Source organism: Microbacterium croceum (assembly GCF_023091245.1).
Lineage (GTDB): Bacteria > Actinomycetota > Actinomycetes > Actinomycetales > Microbacteriaceae > Microbacterium > Microbacterium croceum.
Window position 1 is genome coordinate 464,902 of sequence record NZ_JAHWXN010000002.1, and the last position, 23,435, is coordinate 488,336.

The 23,435-nt window shown below is 68.2% G+C and carries 23 protein-coding genes; 7 read left to right on the forward strand and 16 right to left on the reverse strand.

Features of this window, described 5'->3' with window-relative positions; translation table 11 throughout:
- Positions 1-59 precede the first annotated feature (59 nt).
- Entirely contained in the window at positions 60-653 is a 594-nt protein-coding gene (locus tag KZC51_RS16280) for a PadR family transcriptional regulator (RefSeq protein WP_247631066.1), read from the forward strand.
- Between the two features lie 125 nt (positions 654-778).
- Here KZC51_RS16280 and KZC51_RS16285 read toward each other — a convergent pair whose 3' ends face one another.
- The 5 genes from KZC51_RS16285 to KZC51_RS16305 all read right to left on the reverse strand — a co-directional run bounded on the left by KZC51_RS16285 (position 779) and on the right by KZC51_RS16305 (position 6,719).
- The gene (locus KZC51_RS16285; protein WP_247631067.1) at positions 779-2,158 is read right to left on the reverse strand and encodes an NtaA/DmoA family FMN-dependent monooxygenase; all 1,380 of its coding nucleotides are present in this window, start codon (positions 2,156-2,158) and stop codon (positions 779-781) included.
- Between the two features lie 106 nt (positions 2,159-2,264).
- Positions 2,265-3,116, reverse strand: coding sequence for an ABC transporter permease (locus tag KZC51_RS16290; protein ID WP_247631068.1), 852 nt, complete (start codon positions 3,114-3,116; stop codon positions 2,265-2,267).
- Positions 3,109-3,906: an ABC transporter ATP-binding protein gene (locus KZC51_RS16295; protein ID WP_247631069.1), complete on the reverse strand. Its 798-nt coding sequence runs from the start codon at positions 3,904-3,906 to the stop codon at positions 3,109-3,111. Before KZC51_RS16295 ends, KZC51_RS16290 begins: the two co-directional genes overlap by 8 nt.
- The gene (locus tag KZC51_RS16300) at positions 3,906-5,006 is read right to left on the reverse strand and encodes an ABC transporter substrate-binding protein (RefSeq protein WP_247631070.1); all 1,101 of its coding nucleotides are present in this window, start codon (positions 5,004-5,006) and stop codon (positions 3,906-3,908) included. Before KZC51_RS16300 ends, KZC51_RS16295 begins: the two co-directional genes overlap by 1 nt.
- Before the next feature lie 243 nt (positions 5,007-5,249).
- Positions 5,250-6,719, reverse strand: a complete 1,470-nt coding sequence (locus tag KZC51_RS16305; RefSeq protein ID WP_247631071.1) for a helix-turn-helix domain-containing protein — start codon at positions 6,717-6,719, stop codon at positions 5,250-5,252.
- A 140-nt stretch (positions 6,720-6,859) separates the two neighbouring features.
- On the opposite strand from KZC51_RS16305, the gene aceB reads away from it, so the two are divergent.
- From aceB to KZC51_RS16320, 3 genes are all read left to right on the forward strand, one after another.
- Entirely contained in the window at positions 6,860-8,506 is a 1,647-nt protein-coding gene (gene aceB, locus KZC51_RS16310; protein ID WP_247631072.1) for a malate synthase A, read from the forward strand.
- Between the two features lie 31 nt (positions 8,507-8,537).
- Entirely contained in the window at positions 8,538-10,133 is a 1,596-nt protein-coding gene (locus tag KZC51_RS16315) for an isocitrate lyase (protein WP_247631073.1), read from the forward strand.
- A 145-nt stretch (positions 10,134-10,278) separates the two neighbouring features.
- Positions 10,279-10,713 (forward strand): hypothetical protein, encoded by a 435-nt coding sequence (locus KZC51_RS16320; RefSeq protein ID WP_247631074.1) that lies wholly within the window; start codon positions 10,279-10,281, stop codon positions 10,711-10,713.
- 257 nt (positions 10,714-10,970) lie between these two features.
- Here the strand turns inward: KZC51_RS16320 and KZC51_RS17905 are convergent, their stop codons facing one another.
- On the reverse strand, positions 10,971-12,047 hold the full coding sequence (locus tag KZC51_RS17905) for an AraC family transcriptional regulator (RefSeq protein ID WP_247631075.1): 1,077 nt from the start codon (positions 12,045-12,047) through the stop codon (positions 10,971-10,973).
- Between the two features lie 277 nt (positions 12,048-12,324).
- Positions 12,325-12,843, reverse strand: a complete 519-nt coding sequence (locus KZC51_RS16330; RefSeq protein WP_247631076.1) for an Lrp/AsnC family transcriptional regulator — start codon at positions 12,841-12,843, stop codon at positions 12,325-12,327.
- Positions 12,844-12,945: 102 nt separating this feature from the next.
- Between KZC51_RS16330 and ald the strand changes: the two genes are divergently transcribed.
- Positions 12,946-14,031 carry an alanine dehydrogenase gene (gene ald, locus KZC51_RS16335; RefSeq protein WP_247631077.1) on the forward strand — a complete coding sequence of 362 codons (1,086 nt, stop codon included), beginning with the start codon at positions 12,946-12,948 and terminating at the stop codon, positions 14,029-14,031.
- Positions 14,032-14,152: 121 nt separating this feature from the next.
- A complete protein-coding gene (locus KZC51_RS16340) occupies positions 14,153-15,352 on the forward strand; it encodes a pyridoxal phosphate-dependent aminotransferase (RefSeq protein WP_247631078.1) in 1,200 nt (399 codons plus the stop codon).
- A 43-nt stretch (positions 15,353-15,395) separates the two neighbouring features.
- On the opposite strand, the gene KZC51_RS16345 is transcribed toward KZC51_RS16340, so the two are convergent.
- Genes KZC51_RS16345 through KZC51_RS16365 form a run of 5 tightly spaced genes read right to left on the reverse strand, consistent with a single transcriptional unit; the run spans position 15,396 to position 18,670 of the window.
- On the reverse strand, positions 15,396-15,797 hold the full coding sequence (locus KZC51_RS16345) for a VOC family protein (protein ID WP_247631079.1): 402 nt from the start codon (positions 15,795-15,797) through the stop codon (positions 15,396-15,398).
- Between the two features lie 25 nt (positions 15,798-15,822).
- Entirely contained in the window at positions 15,823-16,953 is a 1,131-nt protein-coding gene (locus KZC51_RS16350; protein WP_247631080.1) for a UDP-N-acetylmuramate dehydrogenase, read from the reverse strand.
- A 1-nt stretch (position 16,954) separates the two neighbouring features.
- On the reverse strand, positions 16,955-17,353 hold the full coding sequence (locus tag KZC51_RS16355; RefSeq protein WP_247631081.1) for a MaoC/PaaZ C-terminal domain-containing protein: 399 nt from the start codon (positions 17,351-17,353) through the stop codon (positions 16,955-16,957).
- Positions 17,353-17,829, reverse strand: coding sequence for an FAS1-like dehydratase domain-containing protein (locus tag KZC51_RS16360; protein ID WP_247631082.1), 477 nt, complete (start codon positions 17,827-17,829; stop codon positions 17,353-17,355). The genes KZC51_RS16355 and KZC51_RS16360 overlap by 1 nt, the downstream gene beginning before the upstream one ends.
- Before the next feature lie 40 nt (positions 17,830-17,869).
- Positions 17,870-18,670, reverse strand: a complete 801-nt coding sequence (locus KZC51_RS16365; RefSeq protein WP_247631083.1) for a sulfite exporter TauE/SafE family protein — start codon at positions 18,668-18,670, stop codon at positions 17,870-17,872.
- A gap of 445 nt (positions 18,671-19,115) precedes the next feature.
- On the opposite strand from KZC51_RS16365, the gene KZC51_RS16370 reads away from it, so the two are divergent.
- Positions 19,116-20,690 carry an AMP-binding protein gene (locus KZC51_RS16370; RefSeq protein WP_247631084.1) on the forward strand — a complete coding sequence of 525 codons (1,575 nt, stop codon included), beginning with the start codon at positions 19,116-19,118 and terminating at the stop codon, positions 20,688-20,690.
- Positions 20,691-20,886: 196 nt separating this feature from the next.
- Here the strand turns inward: KZC51_RS16370 and rplQ are convergent, their stop codons facing one another.
- From rplQ to rpsM, 4 genes are all read right to left on the reverse strand, one after another.
- Entirely contained in the window at positions 20,887-21,417 is a 531-nt protein-coding gene (gene rplQ, locus KZC51_RS16375) for a 50S ribosomal protein L17 (protein WP_247631085.1), read from the reverse strand.
- Between the two features lie 33 nt (positions 21,418-21,450).
- Complete coding sequence (locus KZC51_RS16380) at positions 21,451-22,440, reverse strand: DNA-directed RNA polymerase subunit alpha (RefSeq protein WP_141870974.1); 990 nt, start codon at positions 22,438-22,440, stop codon at positions 21,451-21,453.
- Between the two features lie 142 nt (positions 22,441-22,582).
- Positions 22,583-22,981 carry a 30S ribosomal protein S11 gene (gene rpsK, locus KZC51_RS16385; RefSeq protein ID WP_017829189.1) on the reverse strand — a complete coding sequence of 133 codons (399 nt, stop codon included), beginning with the start codon at positions 22,979-22,981 and terminating at the stop codon, positions 22,583-22,585.
- Positions 22,982-23,012: 31 nt separating this feature from the next.
- The gene (rpsM, locus tag KZC51_RS16390) at positions 23,013-23,387 is read right to left on the reverse strand and encodes a 30S ribosomal protein S13 (RefSeq protein WP_047524098.1); all 375 of its coding nucleotides are present in this window, start codon (positions 23,385-23,387) and stop codon (positions 23,013-23,015) included.
- Positions 23,388-23,435 lie beyond the last annotated feature (48 nt).

A 23,435-nucleotide genomic window follows, 5' to 3' on the forward strand; every position in this document is an offset into this window, starting at 1 on the left:
GGCAACTTTGACCATGCAAACAACCACGACTTCCCGCCCCCAGCGGTTAGCATGAGGGCATGTCGACCACCCGCCTCGTCGTCCTCGGCGCCGTGAAGCAGTTCCAGCCCGTGCACGGGTACTTCCTCCGCCGCGAGCTGATGACCTGGCACGTCGACGAGTGGGCGCACATCCAGCCCGGGTCCATCTACAACGCCCTGCGTGCCCTGGAGGTCGACGGCTACATCGCTGAGAGCGGCACGGAGACCGAGGGGAAGCGCCCTGCCCGCACCACCTACCGCATCACTCCGGCCGGCGAGGTCGAGCTGCAGCGGATGCTGCGCGAGAACCTCTGGAACGTCGCGGCCTTCGACACGCAGGCCATCATGACGGTCGCGTCGTTCATGTTCGTGCTCAGCCGTCAGGAGGTGATCGCCGGACTGGAGCACCGCCTCATCAAGAGCGACGCGATCATCACGCAGAACGGCTTCGACGTGCAGGACACGCTGCGCTCCGAGACGACACCGAAGTACGTCCGTGAGATCTTCGACCTCTCCACCGCGCGGCTCACGGCCGAGAAGCAGTGGCTGCTCGACCTGCTCGAGCGCCTGCGCGAGGGCGAGTACGTGTTCGCCGGTGAGACGGTCGCGGAGGCCGCCGCAGCGAGCGAGTAGGCACCTCATGCGGGGCCCGGGCCGTCAGCGGCTCGGGCCCCGCATCGCGAACACTGCAGAGTCACTCGCGAGGAGCTGGTGCGGCCTCTGTCTTCGGGGGACCGACCAGCTCCTCGCGAGTGGTGTCAGACACGAGACATCGTCCGCCGGTACTGCGAGCCCGTGTGCGTGTCGGCCAGCGCCGGCGTCGGCGTGCCGATCAGGCGCTCGCGCAGGCTCTGCGGCTCGGCCGGTGGCTCGACGATCGCCCCGCGTTCCTTGAGGATCGGCAGCACGTGCTCGATGAAGTCGACGGTCGATGCCGGCGGGATGACGGGGGCGAACAGGAAGCCGTCGAGGTCGGCGCCATCGGCGAGCTCGATCATCCGGTCCGCCACCTGCTCTGGGGTGCCGACGATCGGCCGGGCGCCGACGCCGTGCGCATGCCAGTCGCCGAGCACGTCGCCGACCGTCTTGTCGGCGAAGCGCGCGACCTGCGTCTGCGACAGCTCGGTGCTCAGCTCGGCCATCGGCGTGCTGGGCGCGTAGGCCGAGAGGTCGAGGCCGGTGAACCACGCGTACGAGGCGACCGTGACGTCGGGGTTCTGCGCGTCGGCGACCTCGGCGTACTTGCGCTGTGCCTCCTCCTCCGTGCTGCCGACGATCGCGGCGAACGCCGACATGATCTTGACGTCGCTCGCTGCACGGCCGTTCTTCACGGCCTCTTCACGGATCGCGGTCGAGTGCGCACGCAGCTGCTCCACCGAGCCGCTGCCCACGAAGATCGCCTCGCCGTGCTTGCCGCCGAACTCGCGCCCGGCGGGAGAGGCTCCCGCTTGGAAGAGCACAGGGGTGCCCTGCGGCGAGCGCGAGGTGTTGCCGTACCCGTGGGAGCGGAAGTACGGGCCGTCATGGGCGATGCGATGCACCTTGGACGGGTCGGCGAATCGCCCGGACTTGTCCCGCTCCAGCGCCCCCTCCTCCCAGGCCTGCTCCCACAGCTTGTAGACGACCTGCATGAAGTCGTCGGCCATGAGGTAGCGCTCGTCGTGCCCGACCATGGGCACCCCGAAGCCCTGCACCGCGGTGTCTGCCGTGCCGGTGGTGACCACGTTCCAGCCGATGCGTCCGCCGGAGAGGATGTCGAGGGTCGCCATCCGACGGGCGAAGGAGTAGGGCGGCTCGAGCAGCGTCGATCCGGTGGCGACGAGTCCCAGCCGCGTGGTCTCGGGGATGAGGGCCGCGAGGATGATCGCCGGGTCGAGCCGCGGCAGGTCGAGACCCTCGACCGAGCAGATGTCGGGACGTTCGCCTGCGACGTCGGCCCACCCCCAGGCATCCGCGAGGAAGAGGAAGTCGAAACCGGCGTCCTCGACCATGCGCGCGGTGTCGCGCCAGTACTCGAGCTTGTCGAACAGGTAGCGCCCGTTGTCGGGGTGCCGCCAGGTCGCGGTGCCGGAGTCGTTCGCCTGCGCGTTCTCGAAGAGGCCGAGACGCAGGGGCTTGACGGAGTTCTGATCGGTCATGTGCGGGTGCCTTCCTTGTGGGTGGTTCGTAGGATCTTCCCTGGCGTCGGGCACGCCGGAGGAACCCGGGGCGGGTGGGGGCCCGCCCCGGGATGAGGATGCGGCGTCAGCCCTTCGCCGTGACCTCGCCGTCGCTCCACCACAGCACGCGCTTGCGCACGATCGCGAGGAGGATGATGAGGAGCACGCCGAGCAGGCAGAGCAGGGCGATGCTGGCCCAGGTGACGGGCAGGTTGGCCTGGGCGGCCGACGTCGTCACGAGCGAGCCGAGACCGGCCTGCTGCCCGGCGGCGACGAACTCCGCAACCGCGGCGCCGACGACCGCCAGCGGCAGCGCGATGCGCAGACCGGCGAAGACATACGGCATGCTGCCGGGGAAGCGCAGCTCGCGGAAGATCTCCCAGCGCGAGGCGTGCAGCGTCTTGAAGACGTCGAGTGCGCGCTGGTCGACGTCGCGGAGCCCGGCCAGGGAGTTCACGAGCATCGGGAAGAACACCACGAGACCGGTGACGATGAACTTCGGCACCATGCCGAAGCCGAACGCCACGACCAGCGCAGGAGCGATCGCCACGATCGGCGTCACCATCACGATGATGACCAGCGGCATCACCGCGCGCTCGATGATCTGGAACTCCGCCATCACCACCGCGAGCACGAAGCCCGCGAGGATGCCGGCGGAGGCGCCGACCACGACCTCCAGCAGCGTGACCAGGAAGTTCGACCAGTACATGCCGGCGTCGTCGATGAGGCTGCCGCCGATCGCCTCCAGCGTCGGGAGCACGTACGGGTTGGTCCAGGCCACCACCTGCCACAGTGTCGCGGCGATCACGAAGGTGATCAGGGTGGGACCCCAGGAGCCCCAGCGCAGCCACGGCGGGATCCCGCCGCGTCGTGCACCTGCACGCAGCCGCGCGGTGGCGAGCGTCGCGGTCGTGTCACGGATCGTCATCTCAGACATGGGCCTTCTCCGTCTGCGCGCGCAGGGTGGTGCGCACGACTGCTTCCAGTTCGCGGAACTCGTCGGTCGCGTACGCCTCTTCGGTGCGCGGCCGCGGCAGGTTCACATCGATCACCGCGGCGATGCGCCCGGGGTGGGCTGCCATCACGACGATGCGGTCCGAGAGCATGATCGCCTCGGGCACCGAGTGGGTGACGAACATGACCGCCTTGCGATTCGACTGCCAGAACTCCAGCAGCGCGATCCGCTGCAGGTCGCGGTTCATCTCGTCGAGCGCCGAGAACGGCTCGTCCATCAGCATGATCGCCGGGTCGAACACGAACGCCCTGGCGATCGCTGCACGCTGCTGCATGCCGCCGGACAGCTGCCCCGGGTACTTCTTCATCGCCTTACCGAGACCGAACGTCGAGAGCAGTTCCTGGGGGTCGCGCAGCGCGCGGCCCCCGTTCGCCTTGCGGTTCAGCCGGACGGGCAGCTCGACGTTCTCCTGCACGGTCTTCCACGGCAGGAGCGCAGGAGACTGCGGGACCAGGCCGATCTTCTTGTCCCTCGACGCCGCAGCCACGCTCTCGCCGTCGATCGTCACGCTGCCGGAATCGGCATCGATGAGACCCGCGACGACCTTGAGCAGCGTCGACTTTCCGCATCCACTGGGACCGATCACCGACACGAACTCGCCCATGCCGATCGTCAGACTCACATCGTCGAGCACGGTCACCCGCGTCCCGTCGACGCCGAAGGTCTTCGTGACGTTCCGGACCTCGACGCCGGCGCCCTGTGCGGCCGACATCACTTCGCCGGCCAGATCAGCGCGTCGCCGTCGTAGAGGTCGGCGACCAGGTCGGCATCCATCATGTCCTCGATCGCGGGGAGGTCCTTGACGTCACCGTACTTCTCGACGAGCGCGTACTCGGGCTTCCACATCGCCGCAGTCTGCACTCCGGGGTTGCCGCCGGCGCTCTCACGGACCCAGGCGGACTCCACCTCCCACGTGCGGGCGAGCTGGTCGCGCGGGAAGGCCGCACCCTGGTTGTTGTCCTCCGCGAGCTGCGCGAGCGTGTCGATGCAGGCATCCGACTCGTCCAGGCAGTACTGCAGCGCCTTGAGGCTCGCCCGCATGAAGTCGGCGGCGACCTCGCGGTGCTCGGCGAGGAAGCGCGAGTTGACCTCCATCACGTTGTACGTGCCCTCGACGCCGAGGTCGGCGGGGAGGAACTCGCTGAAGGGCAGATCCTGTGCCTTGAGCGACTGCGGCTGGTTGGAGGCGTAGCCGACGATCGCGTCGACCTGACCACGCACGACCACGGTCGGGTCGTAGTTGGTCATCTTCACCATCTCGACCTTCGAGACGTCGACGCCGGCCTCGTCGAGCATGGCGGAGGCGATCGGGGTGAGGTTGATGAAGTACCCCAGAGATCCGCCCTCGAGGTCCTTCAGGCTCTTCAGCTTCTCGTTGCCGAAGATCGAGAACGGCGGGGTGGTGCCGTAGGTGGCGACCGCGGTGAGGTTCTTGCTGTTCGCCGCCGCGAGCATCACATCGGATGCCGAGCCGAGTGCGGTGAACTGCGCCTGGCCAGAGGCCACGAGCTGCTGTCCGTTGGCACCGGAGGCGTTGATCTCGACGTCGAGGCAGAGCTCGTCGAAGTAGCCCAGTTCCTCGGCGAGGAACACGTCGAGCTGTCCGGCGCTGGCGGAGTAGCCGTAGCCGGAGATGTAGGTGATCTTGCCGGCATCCTTGTTGCGCTGGCAGGTGTCGGATGCGGCATCCGTGGGGGCGGTATCGCTGCCGGCTGGTTGCGCGGAGCAGGCTCCGAGCGTCAGCGTGGCGGCGAGAACGCACGTCAGGGTGGCGGTGATGCGGAATCGGGTTTCCGCAGAGGAAGTAGCCATGAGGGTCCCTTCTCGGCCGTTCGTCATTGATGGCTCGTTGAAAGTAACATAGTCAAGATTGACTAAGCAACAACAAACTACTTCTTGACGACGCGCCGGCTCCGGCGGACGCTCGAGTGCACGGCTTCGCGCCGAATGCCCGACCTATCGGCGCGCGGAAGCCGTGCATACGGCAGGATGTCGTGCACTCGGCGAACCGAACCGGGCCGCGAACCGGGCGGCGCGAGCAGGAGTGTGCGGGACTCAGCGCGGGGCGTGCGCCTCGAGGAACTCGTACACATCGGTCGTGTCGACGCCGGGGAACGCACCGGTCGGCAGGGTCGCGAGCAGCGTGCGCGGGGTCTTCACGTTGGGCCAGGAGTTCTCGCGCCAGCGTTCCTCGAGCTCGGCGGGCGCGCGGCGGCAGCACACCTCGACCGAGTGCTTCGAGACGCCGCGATTGGCGGTGTCGCGACCCACGAACCACTTCGTATCGTCGAAGCGCACCCCCACGCTCAGCGAGTGCAGCCCCTCGCTCGACGCCTCCACGCGGGCGGTGCACCAGTAGGTGCCGTTGCCGGTGTCGGTGTACTGGTAGTACGGGTTGAAGCGGTCGTCCTCGTCGAACACGACGCGACTGGTCCACTTGCGACAGCACATCTGCCCCTCGATCGCGCCGAGGCGGTCGGTGGGGAAGTTCACGTCATCGTTCTCGTAGGCCTTCGTGATCGTGCCCGACTCGTGCACCTTCAGGAAGTGCACCGGGATGTCGAGATGCCTGGTGGCGAGATTGGTGAACCGATGCGCCGCGGTCTCGTACGACACGGAGTAGGCGTCGCGCAGGTCCTCGATCGAGATCGCGCGCCGTGCCTTGGCCTCCGTCAACGCGGGGACGACATGCGCCTCGGGGATCAGCAGCGCACCGGTGAGGTAGTTGGTCTCGACGCGCTGGCGCAGGAACTCCGCGTAGCTGCGGGGTTCGGAATGGCCGAGCATGCGGCTCGACAGCGCCTGCAGCACCGCGGTGCGCGCATCCCCCTTGGCCTGGACCTGGCTCGACAGGTAGAGCCGCCCGTTCGCCAGGTCGGCGACGCTGCGCGTGGTCTGCGGCAGATCGGGGGCGTAGTGCAGGGTGAATCCGAGGTAGGCGGCGATCTCGGATGCCGCGCGCTGGGTCAACGGTCCACCCGAGTGCCCGACCGCCGCGAGGATCTCAGAAGCCTTGGCCTCGAGATCAGCGAAGTGGTTGTCCTGACGGCGCATCAGATGACGCAGCTCGACGTTCGCACGCCGCGCCTCCTCCGGAGTAGCCGCCCGCTCATCCTTGAGGCGGTCGATCTCGCCGTGCAGCGCGAGCAGCGCCTTCAGCGCATCCGTCGGCAGACTCTTGCCGATACGGAACGGCTCGATGCCGAGCGCCTGGAAGGTCTGCCCCTTCATCGCGCGTTCGAGCGCGATCTCCGCGGCGCTGCGCTCGTCGAGCGGCTCCCCCTCCATCAGCGCGTCGATCGCCGTCCCCAGCGCACGGGCGATCGCCTGCAACTGGGTGAGCTTGGGCTCGCGCTTTCCGGTCTCGATCATCGACATCTGGCTCGGCGCGCGATCGACCGCGGAGGCGAGCTCCTCGAGCGTCATCCCTCGGGCGGTCCGGAGCTGCCGGATGCGGCGGCCGATCGTGAGGGCGTCGGCCTCTTCCGAGTCCACCGGGGTCCCTGAGCTGGTCGAAGGGTGCATGGCGGCGATTCTGTCACAGAAACAGAATTTCGGGCAAACTTCACGCCCGTATTGGTCGTGAGAAGCCCTGAACTTCACACACAGTGGTCTCAAGCCAGACGGCGTCACAGCCGGACCATTCGAAGAAAGGGCTTCTGATCATGAGCACTCCCACCGTCACCGCGCCGATCCAGACGACCCAGCCGGGTCCGGCGATCGACGTCACCGGACCGCTCCGCGACCGCTACGACGAGATCCTCACTCCCGAGGCGATCGCCTTCCTCACCGAGCTGCACCACCGGTTCGCCTCGCGCCGCCATGACCGGTTGGCCGATCGCATGCGCCGCCGCTTCGAGATCGGCAACGGGCACGACCCGCGATTCCGCGAGGACACCGCGCACATCCGCCAGGATGCCGAGTGGCGCGTCGCCGGCGCCGGACCCGGGCTCGAGGACCGCCGCGTCGAGATCACCGGTCCCACCGACCCCAAGATGACGATCAACGCGCTGAACTCCGGCGCCCGCGTCTGGCTCGCCGACCAGGAGGATGCCACGAGCCCGACCTGGAAGAACGTGATCGAAGGCCAGCTGTCGCTGCGCGACGCGATCCGCGGAGAGCTGTCGTTCACGTCACCGGAGGGCAAGGAGTACCGCGTCACCGCAGAGCGCACGCCCACGATCGTGATGCGCCCCCGCGGGTGGCACCTGCCTGAGAAGCACATCTCCTTCGTCGACAGGGCAGGGCGCCGCACCTCGGCGTCCGGGTCGCTGGTCGACTTCGGGCTCTACTTCCTGCACAACGCGCAGGCCCTGATCGCCGACGGCCGCGGACCCTACTTCTACATCGCCAAGATCGAGTCGAGCGAGGAGGCGAAGCTGTGGGATGACGTCTTCTCGTTCAGCGAGGAGTACATCGGGATCCCGCACGGCACCATCCGGGCGACCGTGCTGATCGAGACGCTCCCCGCCGCGTTCGAGATGGACGAGATCCTGTTCGAGCTGCGCGACCACTGCGCCGGCCTCAACGCCGGCCGCTGGGACTACATCTTCTCGATCATCAAGAACTACCGCGGTCGCGGTGCGCGCTTCGTGCTCCCCGACCGCAGCGAAGTCACCATGACGGTGCCGTTCATGCGGGCGTACACCGAGCTGCTCGTGCAGACCTGCCACAAGCGGGGCGCCTTCGCGATCGGCGGCATGAGCGCATCCATCCCCAACCGCCGCGACCCCGAGGCGACGGCACGGGCGATCGAGAAGGTCGCGGCCGACAAGAAGCGCGAGGCCGGAGACGGCTTCGACGGCACCTGGGTCGCCCACCCCGACCTGATCCCGACCGCGCTGGCGGAGTTCGACGCCGTGCTCGGCGACCGTCCGAACCAGGTCGACCGCCAGCGGGACGACGTGCACGTGGAGGCGGCGGATCTGCTCGACCTGCACATCGGTCGTCCGATCACCGCCCAGGGCGTGCGCGACAACGTGTCGGTCGCGATCCGCTACATCGAGGCCTGGCTGCGCGGGCTCGGCGCCGTGGCGATCGACAACCTCATGGAGGATGCCGCGACCGCCGAGATCAGCCGCTCGCAGGTGTGGCAGTGGATCCACCAGGACCGCAGCACACAGGACGGGACGGCGATCACGGTGGAGTACGTCGAGGAGCTGATCACGCAGGTGCTCGCCCGGGCGACGCGCAGCGCGGGCGACCGCTTCGACGATGCCGCTGACGTCTTCCGGGAAGTCGCGCTGCAGGAGGAGTTCCCCACCTTCCTCACCCTGGGCGCCTACTCGCGCCACCTCATCGAGAACGACTGACCCGCTCACCCACCGCAACGAAGGACTTGACATGACTCAGTACCAGGACGACATCGACGCCATCCGGGCGCTGAAGGAGGAGCACGGCTCCCCCTGGAACGCCATCGACCCGGAGTCGGCCGCACGGATGCGCGCGCAGAACAGGTTCCGCACGGGACTCGAGATCGCGCAGTACACCGCCGACATCATGCGCCGCGACATGGACGAGTACGACGCGGACTCCTCCGTCTACACGCAGTCACTCGGCGTGTGGCACGGGTTCATCGGGCAGCAGAAGCTCATCTCGATCAAGAAGCACCTGAAGTCCACGAACAAGCGCTACCTCTACCTCTCCGGGTGGATGGTCGCCGCGATGCGTTCTGAGTTCGGGCCGCTCCCCGACCAGTCGATGCACGAGAAGACCGCAGTGCCCGCTCTGATCGAGGAGCTGTACACGTTCCTCCGCCAGGCCGATGCCCGTGAGCTGGACCTGCTCTTCACCCAGCTCGACGCCGCGCGAGCCGCCGGCGACGAGACGGCGGCGGAATTCATCCAGTCGCAGATCGACGGCTACGAGACCCACGTCGTCCCGATCATCGCCGACATCGACGCCGGATTCGGCAACCCGGAGGCGACCTACCTGCTCGCGAAGAAGATGATCGAGGCAGGGGCGTGCGCCATCCAGATCGAGAATCAGGTCTCGGACGAGAAGCAGTGCGGCCACCAGGACGGCAAGGTCACCGTTCCCCACGAGGACTTCCTCGCGAAGATCAACGCGGTCCGCTACGCGTTCCTGGAACTCGGCATCGACAACGGCATCATCGTCGCCCGCACCGACTCGCTCGGTGCGGGGCTGACCCAGAAGCTCGCCGTCTCGCAGGAGCCAGGAGACCTCGGCGATCAGTACAACTCCTTCCTCGATGTCGAGGAGATCTCGGAAGCCGGTCTGAGCGACGGCGACGTGGTCCTCAAGCGCGAGGGGAAGCTGCTGCGCCCGAAGCGTCTCGCGAGCAACCTGTACCAGTTCCGCACCGGCACCGGCGAGGAGCGCGTCGTGCTCGACTGCATCACCTCGCTCCGCAACGGCGCCGACCTGCTGTGGATCGAGACGGAGAAGCCGCACGTCGAGCAGATCGCGGGCATGGTCGACGCGATCCGTGCGGAGATCCCGAACGCGAAGCTGGTCTACAACAACAGCCCGTCGTTCAACTGGACGCTGAGCTTCCGTCAACAGGCCTATGACCTGCTCGCAGAGCAGGGCGGCGACGTGTCGGCGTACGACCGCAGCGCTCTCATGAACGTCGAGTACGACGACACCGAGCTCGCACGGCTGGCCGACGAGAAGATCCGCTCGTTCCAGCGCGACGGCTCCGCCCGCGCGGGGATCTTCCACCACCTCATCACCCTTCCGACGTACCACACGGCTGCGCTGTCGACGGATGACCTCGCGAAGGGCTACTTCGGCGACGAGGGGATGCTCGCCTACGTCAAGGGCGTCCAGCGCCGCGAGATCCGCGGAGGCATCGCGACGGTCAAGCACCAGAACATGGCGGGCTCCGATCTCGGCGACAACCACAAGGAGTACTTCGCCGGCGACGCCGCACTCAAGGCCGGCGGTCAGCACAACACGATGAACCAGTTCAGCTGACGAAGAGTCCGTGACGACCCGGCGACCTCCGGTTTCTCGGTGACGAGGACTGAGCCGTCGCCGCGGCACCCCTCGCCCGTTCTCCCACGGGCGAGGGGTGTCGCGTGTCCGCCCCGCTCGACTCTCACGGGCGTAGCCTGGAGCCATGACGGACGCATGGCACGGCATCGCCGAGGAGTTCCTCCACCTCTACCCCGCAGGACGTCGACTGCTCGCCGTGGCAGGTGAGGATGCGGAGCGCTCCCGCACGGCCGCGGACGCGCTCGCGTCGGCGCTCGTCGAGACCGGCCACGAGGTCGAGCGCGCGCACAGCGAGGACGGCGACGAGCAGACCCTGCGCGCCGACGTCGTCGCACCGTTCCGGAGCGGTCCGAAGGCCGACCGCGTGCTGGTCGTCTCCGGGCCGGCGGCGCTGCTGAGCCCGACGGCGCGCGGCATGTGGAACTTCACCCTGTGGCAGCTCGCCGGCGACGAACCGCCGCACAGCGTGGCCTCCGCGCTGGTCGACCTGACCGATCCCGCGCATCCGATCCGCCGCACTGCCGACTACTGCGCTCTGCCGGCGTCTTTCGGGTCCTGAGCCGGCCCCCGAGCTTCCGGGCGGGGCGCCGAACCACACCCGGAAGTCGTGACGGGGCGCTGGGGAGGCAGCCTCGGCTCGCAGGAGCTCTTCCGTCAGAAGCCCGACTGGGGAAGCGGGCAGATTCAGAGTAGGCGCGCGCTTCCACCCCGAGAAGAGCGCGGGCGAGGTCTGTCACCGCTTGCCGTCAAACCCGGCACGGAATAACCGGCTTGGCACTCGTTGCGCGTTCGCATGTCGCCGGATCGCCGCTGCGCTCACTGCGGAGGACTCGTCTGCTCATCCGTCAACAGCATCGCTTCGGCGAGTTGCACCGGCCGTGAGCGGGCGGCGAGGCGGAAGGCGCTGGGGCTCCCGCCCACGTGCCGCGAGAACTGCGCGCGCAGAGCCGCCGCATCGACGAACCCCGCCTTGCTCGCCACCACCGCGAGCTCCTGCGCGGGAACCACGAGCAGCTCCTCCCGCGCGGTCGCGAGGCGGCGACGCAGCAACTGCGCCGAGAGGCTCTCATCGGCGCCCGCGAAGAAGCGGAACAACTGGCGACGGCTCATGTGCAGCTCTGCGGCGAGCTCGTCGATCCCGAACCCGGCGTCGCGGTGCCGGCGTTCGATGATCTGCGCAGCCTCCGCTCTGACCCGGCTGACCCGGTCGGTCTCGCCGTCGCCGGGGAGCTGGCGGAACAGCCCTCGCACAAGAGCGACCAGCGCCGACTCCGTGCCCGTGAGCGCACCCGCGTCCTGATCGGCATCCCGCACCCACTCGTAGAGCATCCGGCCCATCGCCGCCCCCGCCGCCCGCGTGAGCGGCGTGTCGGGGAACAGCCCGGCGCCGTCCGACAGCGTATGGCGGTATCCGGGGATCGCCGTGAGCGGGACCACCACCCCGGTCGTCTCACTCAGACCGAGGTGCTCGGCAGCGGAGGAGCCCACGCTCGACATGAACCCCATCCGGCCGACGCGCAGGTCGTGGACGCCGTGCGCGGTGTGCAGCCGCTGCCCGCCGAGGTTCGACATCCCGACGATGATGATGTCCTCATCCTGCGGAGCGCCGCGATCGTAGGTGACGGTATGCGGCGTCTCGAGTGTGCTGAACAGCATCGTCGCGCCGATGGAGCGACGCAGCAGCGCCGCCTCAAAGGCGAGAGGGTCGGCGGCCTTCATGGTTCCGAAGTTCGACAGCTGCTGCATGCCGATCGGACCGTCGAGTCGGATGACCGCGGAGGTGTACCAGTCCGGCGGGTGCTGGTCACGATGGTCCTCCGTGTCCTCACGCGAGAGGCCGCCGGACAGGCGCCGCATCCAGGCAGCGGTCTCACCGGCGGTGATCGCCGTCACGCGCGACGCTCGCACACGACGACGAAAAGCGACTCGCACACGACGAGAGCATCGGAATTCCCCAGAGCCTGCACCATCATGGTCCCCCATGTCAGGCGCGTGCCGCCCACGCGACGCGCGCACCCCAACCCCATCCCCGCACACACCCTAACGAAGCGCTTCGGGCGCGTGCAATATACGATGCGGCCGCCCGCAGCGCTGCGGTGTCCACACCTACCCGGGCGCGGAAGGCGTGGGATGCGGGCCCGCTGAAGAGTGCCGAGAGGCGCGGCGTGGACTAGCGGAAAGCCGCTGCGACGGAGTTGCGGTGGTAGTCGAAGACGATGCTGGTGCGGGTCGATGCGACGCTGCTCTGCGCCGAGAGGTGCTCGAGCACGAACTCGCGCATCTGCGAGGAATCGGCCACCGCGATGTGGAGCAGGAAGTCGTCCTCTCCCCCGAGGAAGAACACCTGGATCACCTGGGGCAGCGCGCGCACCCGGTCGGCGAACGCGACGATGCTCTCCCGCCGCGCGCTCGGACGCAGGCTCACCCCGATGATCGCCTGGAGACCCGCGCCCAGCATCCGCTCATCGACGCTCGCGTGGAAACCGGTGATGACTCCGCGCTCGATCAGCGACCGCAGGCGCGCGTGGGCCGTGGAAGGCGCCACACCGAGCGTGGCGGCGAGCTCGGCGTTGGTCATCCGGCCGTCCGCGCCGAGGAGGCGCACGATCCGGGCATCGATCTCATCGAGCGCGGGCGCCCGAAGAGTGTTCGGCGAGCCTGCCGTATCCGACTGTTCCATACGAAGCATTATTCAGGATTTCGCGTCCCGCCGAATGTTCTGAATGAAATCTGTTGAAGTGCCGATGTTTCTGCGATTCTGTGTGCAGTCACACCCACACGAGGAGGATCGATGAAGATCGGCGTACCCACTGAGGTCAAGAACAACGAGAACCGCGTCGCGTTGACGCCCGCAGGCACCGACCGCCTCGTCCACGAGGGGCACCGAGTGCTCGTGCAGTCCGGCGCCGGCCTCGGATCGAGCATCTCCGACGACGCCTACCGCGCCGCCGGCGCCGAGATCGTCGACTCCGCGGCCGAGGTCTGGGGCGACGCCGACCTCCTGATCAAGGTCAAGGAGCCGATCGCGCAGGAGTACGGCTTCCTGCGACCGGACCTCACCCTCTTCACCTACCTGCACCTCGCCGCCGACCGTCCGCTGACCACGGCCCTCGTCGACGCCGGGACCACGGCGGTGGCCTACGAGACCGTGCAGCTGCCCGACCGCAGCCTGCCGCTCCTGGTGCCGATGAGTGAGATCGCCGGCCGACTCTCCGTGCCCATGGGCTCCTATTCGCTGCTGCGCTCGAATGGCGGACGCGGCACCCTGCTCGGCGGCATCGCGGGCACGCCGCGTGCCAAGACGGTCGTCATCGGCGGCGGCGTCGCCGGCGAGCACGCCGCGGCCAATGCGCTCGGCCTCGGCTCGAAGGTCACCGTGATCGACATCTCGCTGCCGCGCCTGCGCGAGCTCGAGCACCGCTACGGCGGTGCGCTGGAGACCCGCGCCTCCAGCCGTTACGACATCGCCGAGGAGCTCGCGACCGCCGACCTCGTGATCGGCTCCGTGCTCATCCCCGGTGCCGCCGCCCCCAAGCTCGTCACCGACGAGATGGTCGCGACCATGAAGCCCGGCTCGGTGCTCGTCGACATCGCGATCGACCAGGGCGGATGCTTCGAGGGTTCGCGCCCGACCACGCACGACGCTCCCACCTTCCCGGTGCACGATTCGATCTACTACTGCGTGGCGAACATGCCCGGCGCCGTTCCCGAGACAGCGACCCGCGCTCTGACCAACGCGACGCTGCCGTACGTCTCGGCGATCGCGGGCAAGGGCTGGGAGCGCGCCGCTGCGGATGACGCCGCCCTCGCGAAGGGCCTGAACGTGCAGGGCGGACGCATCGTGCTGGATGCCGTCGCGCGGGCGCACGGCCTGTGACCTGGACCACTCCTGCGGCGCACCCCGTGAGGAGTCAGGAACCGCCGCATGCCGGTCATCCGGCACGGCGTTTCGTGACTCCTCATGAGCGAATGGCGCCGACCCGAGTACGCTCGTAATCGTGACTGAACGCGCTCCTCTCTCCCGCAAACTGTCCGCGATCGCCGAGTCTGCGACCCTCAAGGTCGATGCGAAGGCGAAGGCTCTCAAGGCGGAAGGCAAGGACATCATCTCCTATGCCGCCGGCGAGCCGGATTTCGCGACGCCGCAGTTCATCGTGGATGCCGCCGCCGAGGCTCTCGCCGACCCCGCGAACTACCGGTACACCCCCGCAGCAGGTCTCCCCGCGCTGCGTGAGGCGATCGCCGCGAAGACTCTGCGCGACTCCGGTCTCGAGGTGTCCCCGAGCCAGGTCATCGTGACCAACGGCGGCAAGCAGTCCGTGTACCAGGCGTTCCAGACCGTGGTGAACCCGGGCGACGAGGTGCTGCTCCCCGCCCCCTACTGGACCACCTACCCCGAGGCGATCCGCCTGGCCGACGGCACACCCGTCGAGGTGTTCGCCGGCGCCGACCAGGATTACAAGGTCACGGTCGAGCAGCTCGAAGCCGCCCGCACCGAGCGCACCACGGCGCTCGTCTTCGTGTCACCATCGAACCCGACCGGCTCGGTGTACACCGAGGAAGAGACCGCGGCCATCGGCGAGTGGGCACTCGAGCACGGCATCTGGATCATCAGCGACGAGATCTACCAGAACCTCACCTACGAGGGCGTGAAGGCGACGTCGATCGTCGAGGCCGTGCCTGCTGTCGCCGGCCAGACGATCCTGGTCAACGGCGTCGCCAAGACCTACGCCATGACCGGATGGCGCGTGGGCTGGATGGTCGGGCCGGCCGATGCCATCAAGGTCGCCGGCAACCTGCAGTCGCATCTCACGAGCAACGTGAACAACGTCGCCCAGAAGGCCGCGATCGCCGCGCTCAACGGCCCGCAGACCGAGGCGGAGCAGATGCGCGAGGCCTTCGACCGCCGCCGCCGCCTCATCGTCTCGGAGCTCTCGAAGATCGACGGACTGGTCGTGCCGAACCCGCTCGGTGCCTTCTACGTGTACCCCGACGTGCAGGGCCTGCTCGGCCGCACCTGGGGCGGAGTGACACCGACCACGTCTCTCGAGCTGGCCGACCTGATCCTGGAGCAGGCCGAGGTCGCTGTGGTGCCCGGCGAGGCGTTCGGCCCCAGCGGCTACATCCGCATGTCGTACGCCCTCGGGGACGAGGCCCTGCTCACGGGCGTACAGCGCCTCCAGCGCCTGTTCTCCTGAGACGCACGGGCGCGCGCGGGCACCGACTGCCCGCGCGCGCCCTTCACTCCTGCGGGTGGTAGCCGATCAGCCAGCGGATGCCGTAGCGGTCGACGAGCGTGCCGTCCCAGTCACCCCAGGCACGCCGCTGCAGCGGGTCGATCACACGACCGCCCACGGACAGATCGGCGAACCAGCCGGTGAGCGTCGACGCATCGGCGGTGCCGAGCAGCGCGAGGAACATGCCGTTCATCTGCACGGCGTCGTCGTCGATACCGGCATCCGCTCCGGACAACGCCACGACGCCCTGCAGCGTCGCGTGCCCGATCGCGTCGCTCGGACCGTCGTGTCTGTCCAGCTGCTCGTAGTCGAACATCTCCAGCACGCCGCCGAAGACGGATTGATAGTGGCGCATCGCCTCGGCGGCGTTGCCGGGGAACAGGAGATAGGGGACCAGTCCGCTCATGCGGCGAGTGTAGCCCCGACCGCCCTCAGAGCTCGACGCCGACCAGCACCGGTTCCGGCTGGAGCACCAGCCCGAACTCCGCGTGGACTCGGCTCTGGATGAAGCGCGCGAGCTCTGCGACCTCGGCGGCGCTCGCTCCCCCACGGTTCGTGAGCGCAAGGGCGTGCTTTGTCGATACAGCGGCACGCGAGCGGGGCAGCCTGAACCCCTTGCGGATCCCGGCGTGTTCGATGAGCCAGGCGGCGCTCACCTTGACGTCGGTGGGACCACGCCGCGGGGCGGGAACCAGGCCGTCGTAGTTCGCCAGCGGGATGATCGTGATCGCGTCGAGATCGGGGGCGACGGGCCAACGCGGGCACTCCGGAGGCAGCGCGCGGGCGACGGATTCCGGCACGATCGCGTTCTGGAAGAAGGACCCCACGCCGTGCGTGTCTGGATCGTTCTCGTCGAGCAGCATCCCCTTGGACCCGCGGGTGGCGAGGATCCGCTCGCGCACCCACGACAGGGAGACCGGAGCGTCGCTGTCGAGCCCGAGGGCTCGGCGCAGCTGCTCCCCGCGCACGATGCGCTCCGGCGTCACGACCAGGTCGACGGTGACGGACAGGATGACGGCTCGGCGCTGCGGCTCGCTGCCGTAGTGGTGCTTGAGCACCGAGGTGCGGAATCCGAGCCCGAGCGCAGCGGCGGGAACGGTGGAGATCTCGCCTGTGCTCTCGTCGATCAGCTCGACCTCGACCAGGGTCTCCTGCACCTCCTGCCCGTAGGCACCGATGTTCTGTACCGGGGCAGCACCGACAGTGCCGGGGATCCCGGACATCGCCTCGAGCCCCGCATAGCCGTGCTCCACGGCGTAGGCGACGAAGTCATCCCACCCGTGCCCCGCCTGTGCGCGAAGACGGATGCGGCCGGCATGCGGCGAGGGCAGCTCTTCGATCCCGGTGGTGCGGATGCGGATGACCGTGCCCTCGAAGGGCTCATCTCCGACGAAGAGGTTGGAACCGCCGCCGAGCACGAACCACTCGTCGCCGCGAGCCCAGGTATCGCGCAGGGCCTCGACGAGTCCCGCGGTGGTCGTGGCCTCCTGCATCCGCTCGGGGGCAGCCCCCGTGCGGAGCGTCGTGAGGTCGGCGAGACGGATCGGATCGATCTCCTGCATGTCAGGCCGCGATGCGCAGCTGCGCCTTGACGAGCACGGTGGCGTCACCGAAGGTGACCTTCAGGTCGACCCGTGCGGCTTCGTCATCGACGGCGCCGACGGTCGCGATGACGTGCACATCAGCGCCCTCCACCGGGTCGACGACCACGGGCTTCGTGAAACGAACGCCGTAGTCGAGAATGCGCACGCCGGGGTCGAGCGCGGCGAGGAGCACGGATGAGGCGATGCCCATCGTGAGCATGCCGTGGGCGAGGACGCCCGGCAGTCCCACCGCGGTGGCGATGTCGTCGCGGTAGTGGATGGGGTTGAAGTCTCCGGATGCTCCGGCGTAGCGCACGAGCGACTCTCGGGTCAGGTGCACGGTGCGTTCGGCGAGGACGTCTCCGACGGAATACGACATCAGTGCGTCCCCTCCTCTTCCTTGGCATCCTCTGTGTCCTCGCCGACCAGCAGGACGCTGGTGGCGGTCACCACGTGGGCGCCGGCGACATCGGTGATCTCAGCCTCGCTGGTGATCAGTGCGTTGCCGGCCATCGTGCGGATGCCGGTGACGCGCAGCTGTCCGACGAGCTCGTCGCCGGCCACGATCGGTCGCGAGTAGGTGAACCGCTGCTCCGCGTGGATCGTGCGGGACAACACGATGCCCGAGTCCGGCAGCGCGAGCAGCTGCTGCAGCGTCAGGTCCTGGATGACCATCGCGAAGGTCGGCGGTGCCACGACGTCGGCGTAACCGGCCGCGCGGGCCGCCTCCACGTCGGTGTGCTGAGGGGCATCGGCGAAGACAGCGCGCGCGAACTCGCGCACCTTCTCACGGCCGACGAGGTACGGGGCGGTCGGCGGGAACTCCCGGCCGATCAGATCTGTGTTCACTGCCACCCCTCGATCCTATCGAGCGTGGCGGTCGGCGGGTTCCGCGTCAGCCCTTGCGGCGACCTCGCACGGCCTTGAGCGCCATCTGCACGGCGATCACCACGAGATATGCCGCGAAGAGAATGTTGCCGACCGTGGGGTCGATCAGGGTTGCGATCCAGGCGCCGAGAGCGGTCGTCGTGCAGGCCGAGACTCCGATGAATGCGGCAGCGGGCAGGTCGACGTTGCGGGTGCGCAGGTTGCCGATCGTGCCGGACACCGCCGTCGGGATCATCATCAGCAACGACGTGCCCTTGGCCACCAGATCGCTGGTGCCGAAAGCCAGCATCAGGACGGGGACGACGATCACGCCGCCGCCGACGCCGATCAGGCCGGCGAGCACACCCGTGCCGAGCCCCACTCCGACCAGCGCGAGTCCGGTGAGCAGCGTGAGATCGAAGGTCGCATCGCGCGAAGGAATGACGACGAACAGCGTGATGATGACGAGAACCAGGAAGCCGACGAAACCCCAGCGCAGCGCGGTCTGCGAGATCCGCGGAAGGAGTCGGGTGCCGATCTGCGCGCCAACCACGGCCCCGGCCGCGAGGATGAGGGCGGGGATCCAGGCGACTGAGCCGGAGATGGCGTAGGAGATCACCCCGACGCTGGCCGTCGGCACGATCGCGGCGAGCGAGGTGCCGGCGGCGATGCGCTGGTCGAACTGGAGAAGCAGCACGAGCAGCGGCACGATGACCGTGCCCCCGCCGACGCCGAAGAGACCGGAGAGCAACCCGGCGAGCAGGCCGATTCCGATGAAGGCGGCGTATGCTCGCGGCCCTCGGCGCAGACCTGCTGCGACTTCGTCCACGCTGCGTTCCTCCCCCGCGACGCACGACGGCCGCACCGCCGACCAGCCTACTCCGTGCCACGAGCTTCCCGACGACCGTGACGGTGACGACGACGAGCAGAAGGCCCGAGCGCGGGGGGAGCCGCGACCGGGCCTTCCGGTGTGCCTGTGCATCGTCGCGCAGTGGGAGTCACGCGACAGCTGCGATCAGTTCACGAGCGGCGCGGCACGGTGGGGAAAGGGGAGATGTGCGCACCTCTCGCTCCCAGGAGAGCACACCCTTCCGCGGGCGTCACGCCCCCAGCACGGGATCCCCCAGTTGCGGGGTACACCGCGTGGTGGCAACTCGCGCCGTGTCGTGATGCTCGATGACCGCGTTCACCCCTGGGACGCAGTGCCGTCATATGCGAGACTGGATCGCGACACCGGTGATGGCGCCGGCATCGGACGGATCGAAGGAGATCTGATGGTTCGCAGCACATTCCCCGACCTGGACATCCCGGACCTCTCCGTGTACGACTTCTTGTTCGGCGACCTCGACGATGCGCGTCTGGACGCGGTCGCGCTGGTCGACGGCATGAGCGGCGCGACCACGACCTATCGAGAGCTCGTCGGGCAGATCGGTCTCTTCGCCGGCGCGCTCGCGGCACGGGGCGTCGGCGTCGGGACGCGCATCGGCGTACTGTGCCCGAACATCCCGGCCTTCGCCACGGTCTTCCACGGCATCCTGCGCGCGGGGGCCACAGCCACCACCATCAACTCGCTCTACACCCCTGACGAGATCGCGAGCCAGCTCACCGATGCCGGCGCAGAGTGGCTGATCACCGTGTCTCCCCTGCTGCCCGGAGCTCTCGCTGCTGCGGCCGAGGTCGGCATCGACGCCGATCACCTCATCGTGCTCGATGGGACCGAAGGACACCCGTCGCTCCCCGGGCTCCTGGGCGAGGGACGCGCAGCGCCGGAGGTCTCGTTCGACCCCGCGACACATCTCGCCGTGCTCCCCTACTCCTCGGGGACGACCGGACGCCCGAAGGGTGTGATGCTCACTCACCGCAATCTGGTCGCCAACGTCTCGCAGTGCCGCTCGACGATCGCGCTCGGCGATGACGACCGGGTGCTGGCCGTGCTGCCGTTCTTCCACATCTACGGCATGACGGTGCTCCTCAACTTCGCGCTGCGGCAACGCGCCGCCCTCGTCACCATGCCGAAGTTCGACCTCGTCGAGTTCCTTCGGGTGGTCGCCGAGCATCGCACCAGCTGGGTCTTCATCGCCCCGCCGATCGCGGTGGCGCTCGCGAAGCATCCGCTGGTCGATCAGTACGACCTCTCGGCGATCAAGGTCATCTTCTCGGGGGCCGCCCCGCTGGACGGCGCTCTCGCCTCGGCGGTCGCCACGCGCCTGGGCTGCACGGTGTGCCAGGGCTACGGCATGACAGAGACCAGCCCGGTGACCCACGCCATCCCCTACGATCGCGACGACATCGATCGCTCCTCGGTGGGACTGCTGCTCGCCGGCACGGAGGCGCGTCTGCTCGACGCGGAGACCGGCGCCGAGGTCGAGGTTCCCGCCGACGGAGCCAGCGAGCCGGGAGAGCTCCTCATCCGCGGTCCGCAGGTGATGAGCGGATACCTGAACCGACCGGATGCCACAGCGGAGATGCTCGACGCCGACGGGTGGCTGCACACCGGAGACGTCGCCACGGTCACCCACGACGGTATCTTCCGGATCGTCGACCGCCTCAAGGAACTGATCAAGTACAAGGGCTACCAGGTCGCCCCGGCGGTACTGGAGGCGGTGCTGCTCGAGCATCCGTCGATCGCCGACGCCGCAGTGATCGGCGCGCTGGACGACGACGGCCAGGAGGTGCCGAAGGCATTCGTCGTCGTGCAGCAGGGCGCGGAGCTCGACGCCGATGCCGTGATCGCCCATGTCGCCGGGCGCGTGGCGCCGCACGAGAAGGTGCGTCAGGTCGAGTTCATAGACGCGATCCCGAAGTCGACATCCGGCAAGATCCTGCGCAAGGACCTGCGCTCCCGTTGACACGACGGCGCGCACGCTCCGTCCGACGATTCACGGAGTGTGTGACGATCTGCAGAGGTTTCGGCGGCGGATGCTCCGCGATCCGTCTCGACGTCCGTGAATCGTCGCGGCACCCCGCAGCCGCCCGACATCGCCCCGGACAGGACGAAGCCCGCCACCCCGGAAGGGCGGCGGGCTTCTTCATGAGGTCGAGTGATTACTCGGACTTCTCCTCGGCGGGAGCCTCGGTGGTCTCCTCAGCGGGAGCCTCCTCCGCGGCAGCCTCGGGAGCCTCCTCGACGGGAGCCTCCTCGACGGGAGCCTCCTCGACGACCTCGGCCGGCTTCTCAGCCTTGGCGGTCTTCTTGGCCGACTTCGGCTTCGGGTTGACGGGCTCGAGGACGAGCTCGATCACGGCCATGGGGGCGTTGTCGCCCTTGCGGTTCCCGACCTTGGTGATACGGGTGTAGCCACCCTCGCGGTCCGCGACGAGCGGAGCGATCTCGGCGAAGAGCGTGTGGACGACGCTCTTGTCACCGATGACGGCCAGCACGCGACGACGCGCGTGCAGGTCGCCACGCTTGGCGAAGGTGATCAGACGCTCAGCGAGCGGACGGAGGCGCTTGGCCTTCGTCTCGGTCGTCTTGATCGACTTGTGGGTGTAGAGCGCGGCTGCGAGGTTCGCAAGCATGAGGCGCTCGTGTGCGGGGCCGCCTCCGAGGCGGGGACCCTTAGTGGGCTTGGGCATAATCGTCTAGCTCCTGGTCAGAAAGGTCGGGTATCAGAAGGACTCGTCTTCGCTGCCGCCGTAGAAGTGGGCGCCGTCGAAACCGGGCACCGAATCCTTGAGCGACAGACCGAGCGAGATGAGCTTGTCGCGCACCTCGTCGACCGACTTCTGGCCGAAATTGCGGATGTTCATGAGCTGCGTCTCCGACAGGGCGACGAGCTCAGAAACGGTGTTGATGCCCTCACGCTTCAGGCAGTTGTACGAACGGACCGACAGGTCGAGGTCCTCGATCGGCATCGACAGCTCGCTGGAGTTCACTGCCTCCACCGGCGCCGGGCCGATCTCGATGCCCTCGGCCTCGACGTTCAGCTCGCGAGCGAGACCGAACAGCTCGGTCAGCGTCTTCGCAGCCGACGCGACGGCGTCGCGGGGGCTGATCGAGGACTTGGTCTCGACGTCGAGGACGAGCTTGTCGAAGTCGGTGCGCTCACCGGCACGAGTCGCCTCGACGCGGTAGCTGACCTTCAGGACGGGCGAGTAGATCGAGTCGATCGGCACCTGGCCGGCCTCGGCGTACTCGTTGCGGTTCTGCGTCGCCGAGACGTAGCCACGGCCACGCTCGATCGTCAGCTCGAGCTCGAACTTCGCGGTGTCGTTGAGCGTCGCGATGACGAGCTCGGGGTTGTGGACCTCGACACCGGCCGGAGCCGAGATGTCAGCGGCGGTCACTTCGCCCGCACCGGTCTTGCGCAGGTACGCCGTGATGGGCTCGTCGCGCTCCGAGGAGACGACCAGCTGCTTGATGTTGAGGATGATCTCGGTGACATCCTCCTTCACGCCGGGGATGGTGCTGAACTCGTGCAGCACACCGTCGATGCGAACGCTGGTGACCGCGGCGCCGGGGATCGACGAAAGCAGGCTGCGGCGCAGCGCGTTGCCGATCGTGTAACCGAAGCCGGGCTCCAGAGGCTCGATGATGAACCGGCTACGGTTCTCGACGATCTTTTCCTCGGTCAGTGTGGGACGCTGTGCAATAAGCACTCTGTGTTCCTTTCGATCACATGCCCGCTATATGACATGTGGTGGGTGAGGTCTTGAGTTGTGGAAGTCGATGCCCGCACGCGGGCGGAGAGCCGCTCGGCGCTTCAGTATGTCGAAGGCACGAGCGGCTCAACCAGCCGGATCAGACGCGGCGACGCTTCGGCGGGCGGCATCCGTTGTGCGCCTGCGGGGTGACGTCCTGGATCGAGCCGACCTCGAGGCCTGCGGCCTGGAGCGAACGGATCGCGGTCTCGCGGCCGGAGCCTGGACCCTTCACGAGGACGTCGACCTTCTTGACGCCGTGCTCCGCCGCCTGACGGGCAGCAGACTCGGCAGCCATACCGGCGGCGTACGGGGTCGACTTGCGGGAGCCCTTGAAGCCCACGCCACCCGACGATGCCCACGCGATGACGGCGCCGGACGGGTCGGTGATCGAGACGATCGTGTTGTTGAACGTCGACTTGATGTGGGCCTGGCCCAGCGCGATGTTCTTCTTTTCCTTGCGGCGCGGCTTGCGCGCGGCGGCCTTGGGTGCAGCCATGAAAGTGTTCTCCTAGTCCCTGGGGCCCCGCTTAGCGGGCCTTCTTCTTGCCTGCGACGGTGCGCTTCGGGCCCTTGCGGGTACGGGCGTTGGTCTTGGTGCGCTGACCACGGACCGGGAGACCACGACGGTGGCGGATGCCCTCGTAGGAGCCGATCTCGACCTTGCGGCGGATGTCTGCGGCGACCTCGCGGCGCAGGTCACCCTCCACCTTGTAGTTGCCTTCGATGTAGTCGCGGAGGGCGATCAGCTGGTCGTCGCTGAGGTCCTTCACGCGGATGCTCTCGTCGATCTCCGTTGCCTTGAGGATCTCGACCGAGCGGGTACGGCCGACGCCGTAGATGTAGGTAAGGGCGATCACCACGCGCTTATCGCGCGGGATGTCAACGCCGGCAAGACGTGCCATGCGGTTCTCCTGGATGTTGTGGAGGTGTGGGACAGGATCGGTGCCCGG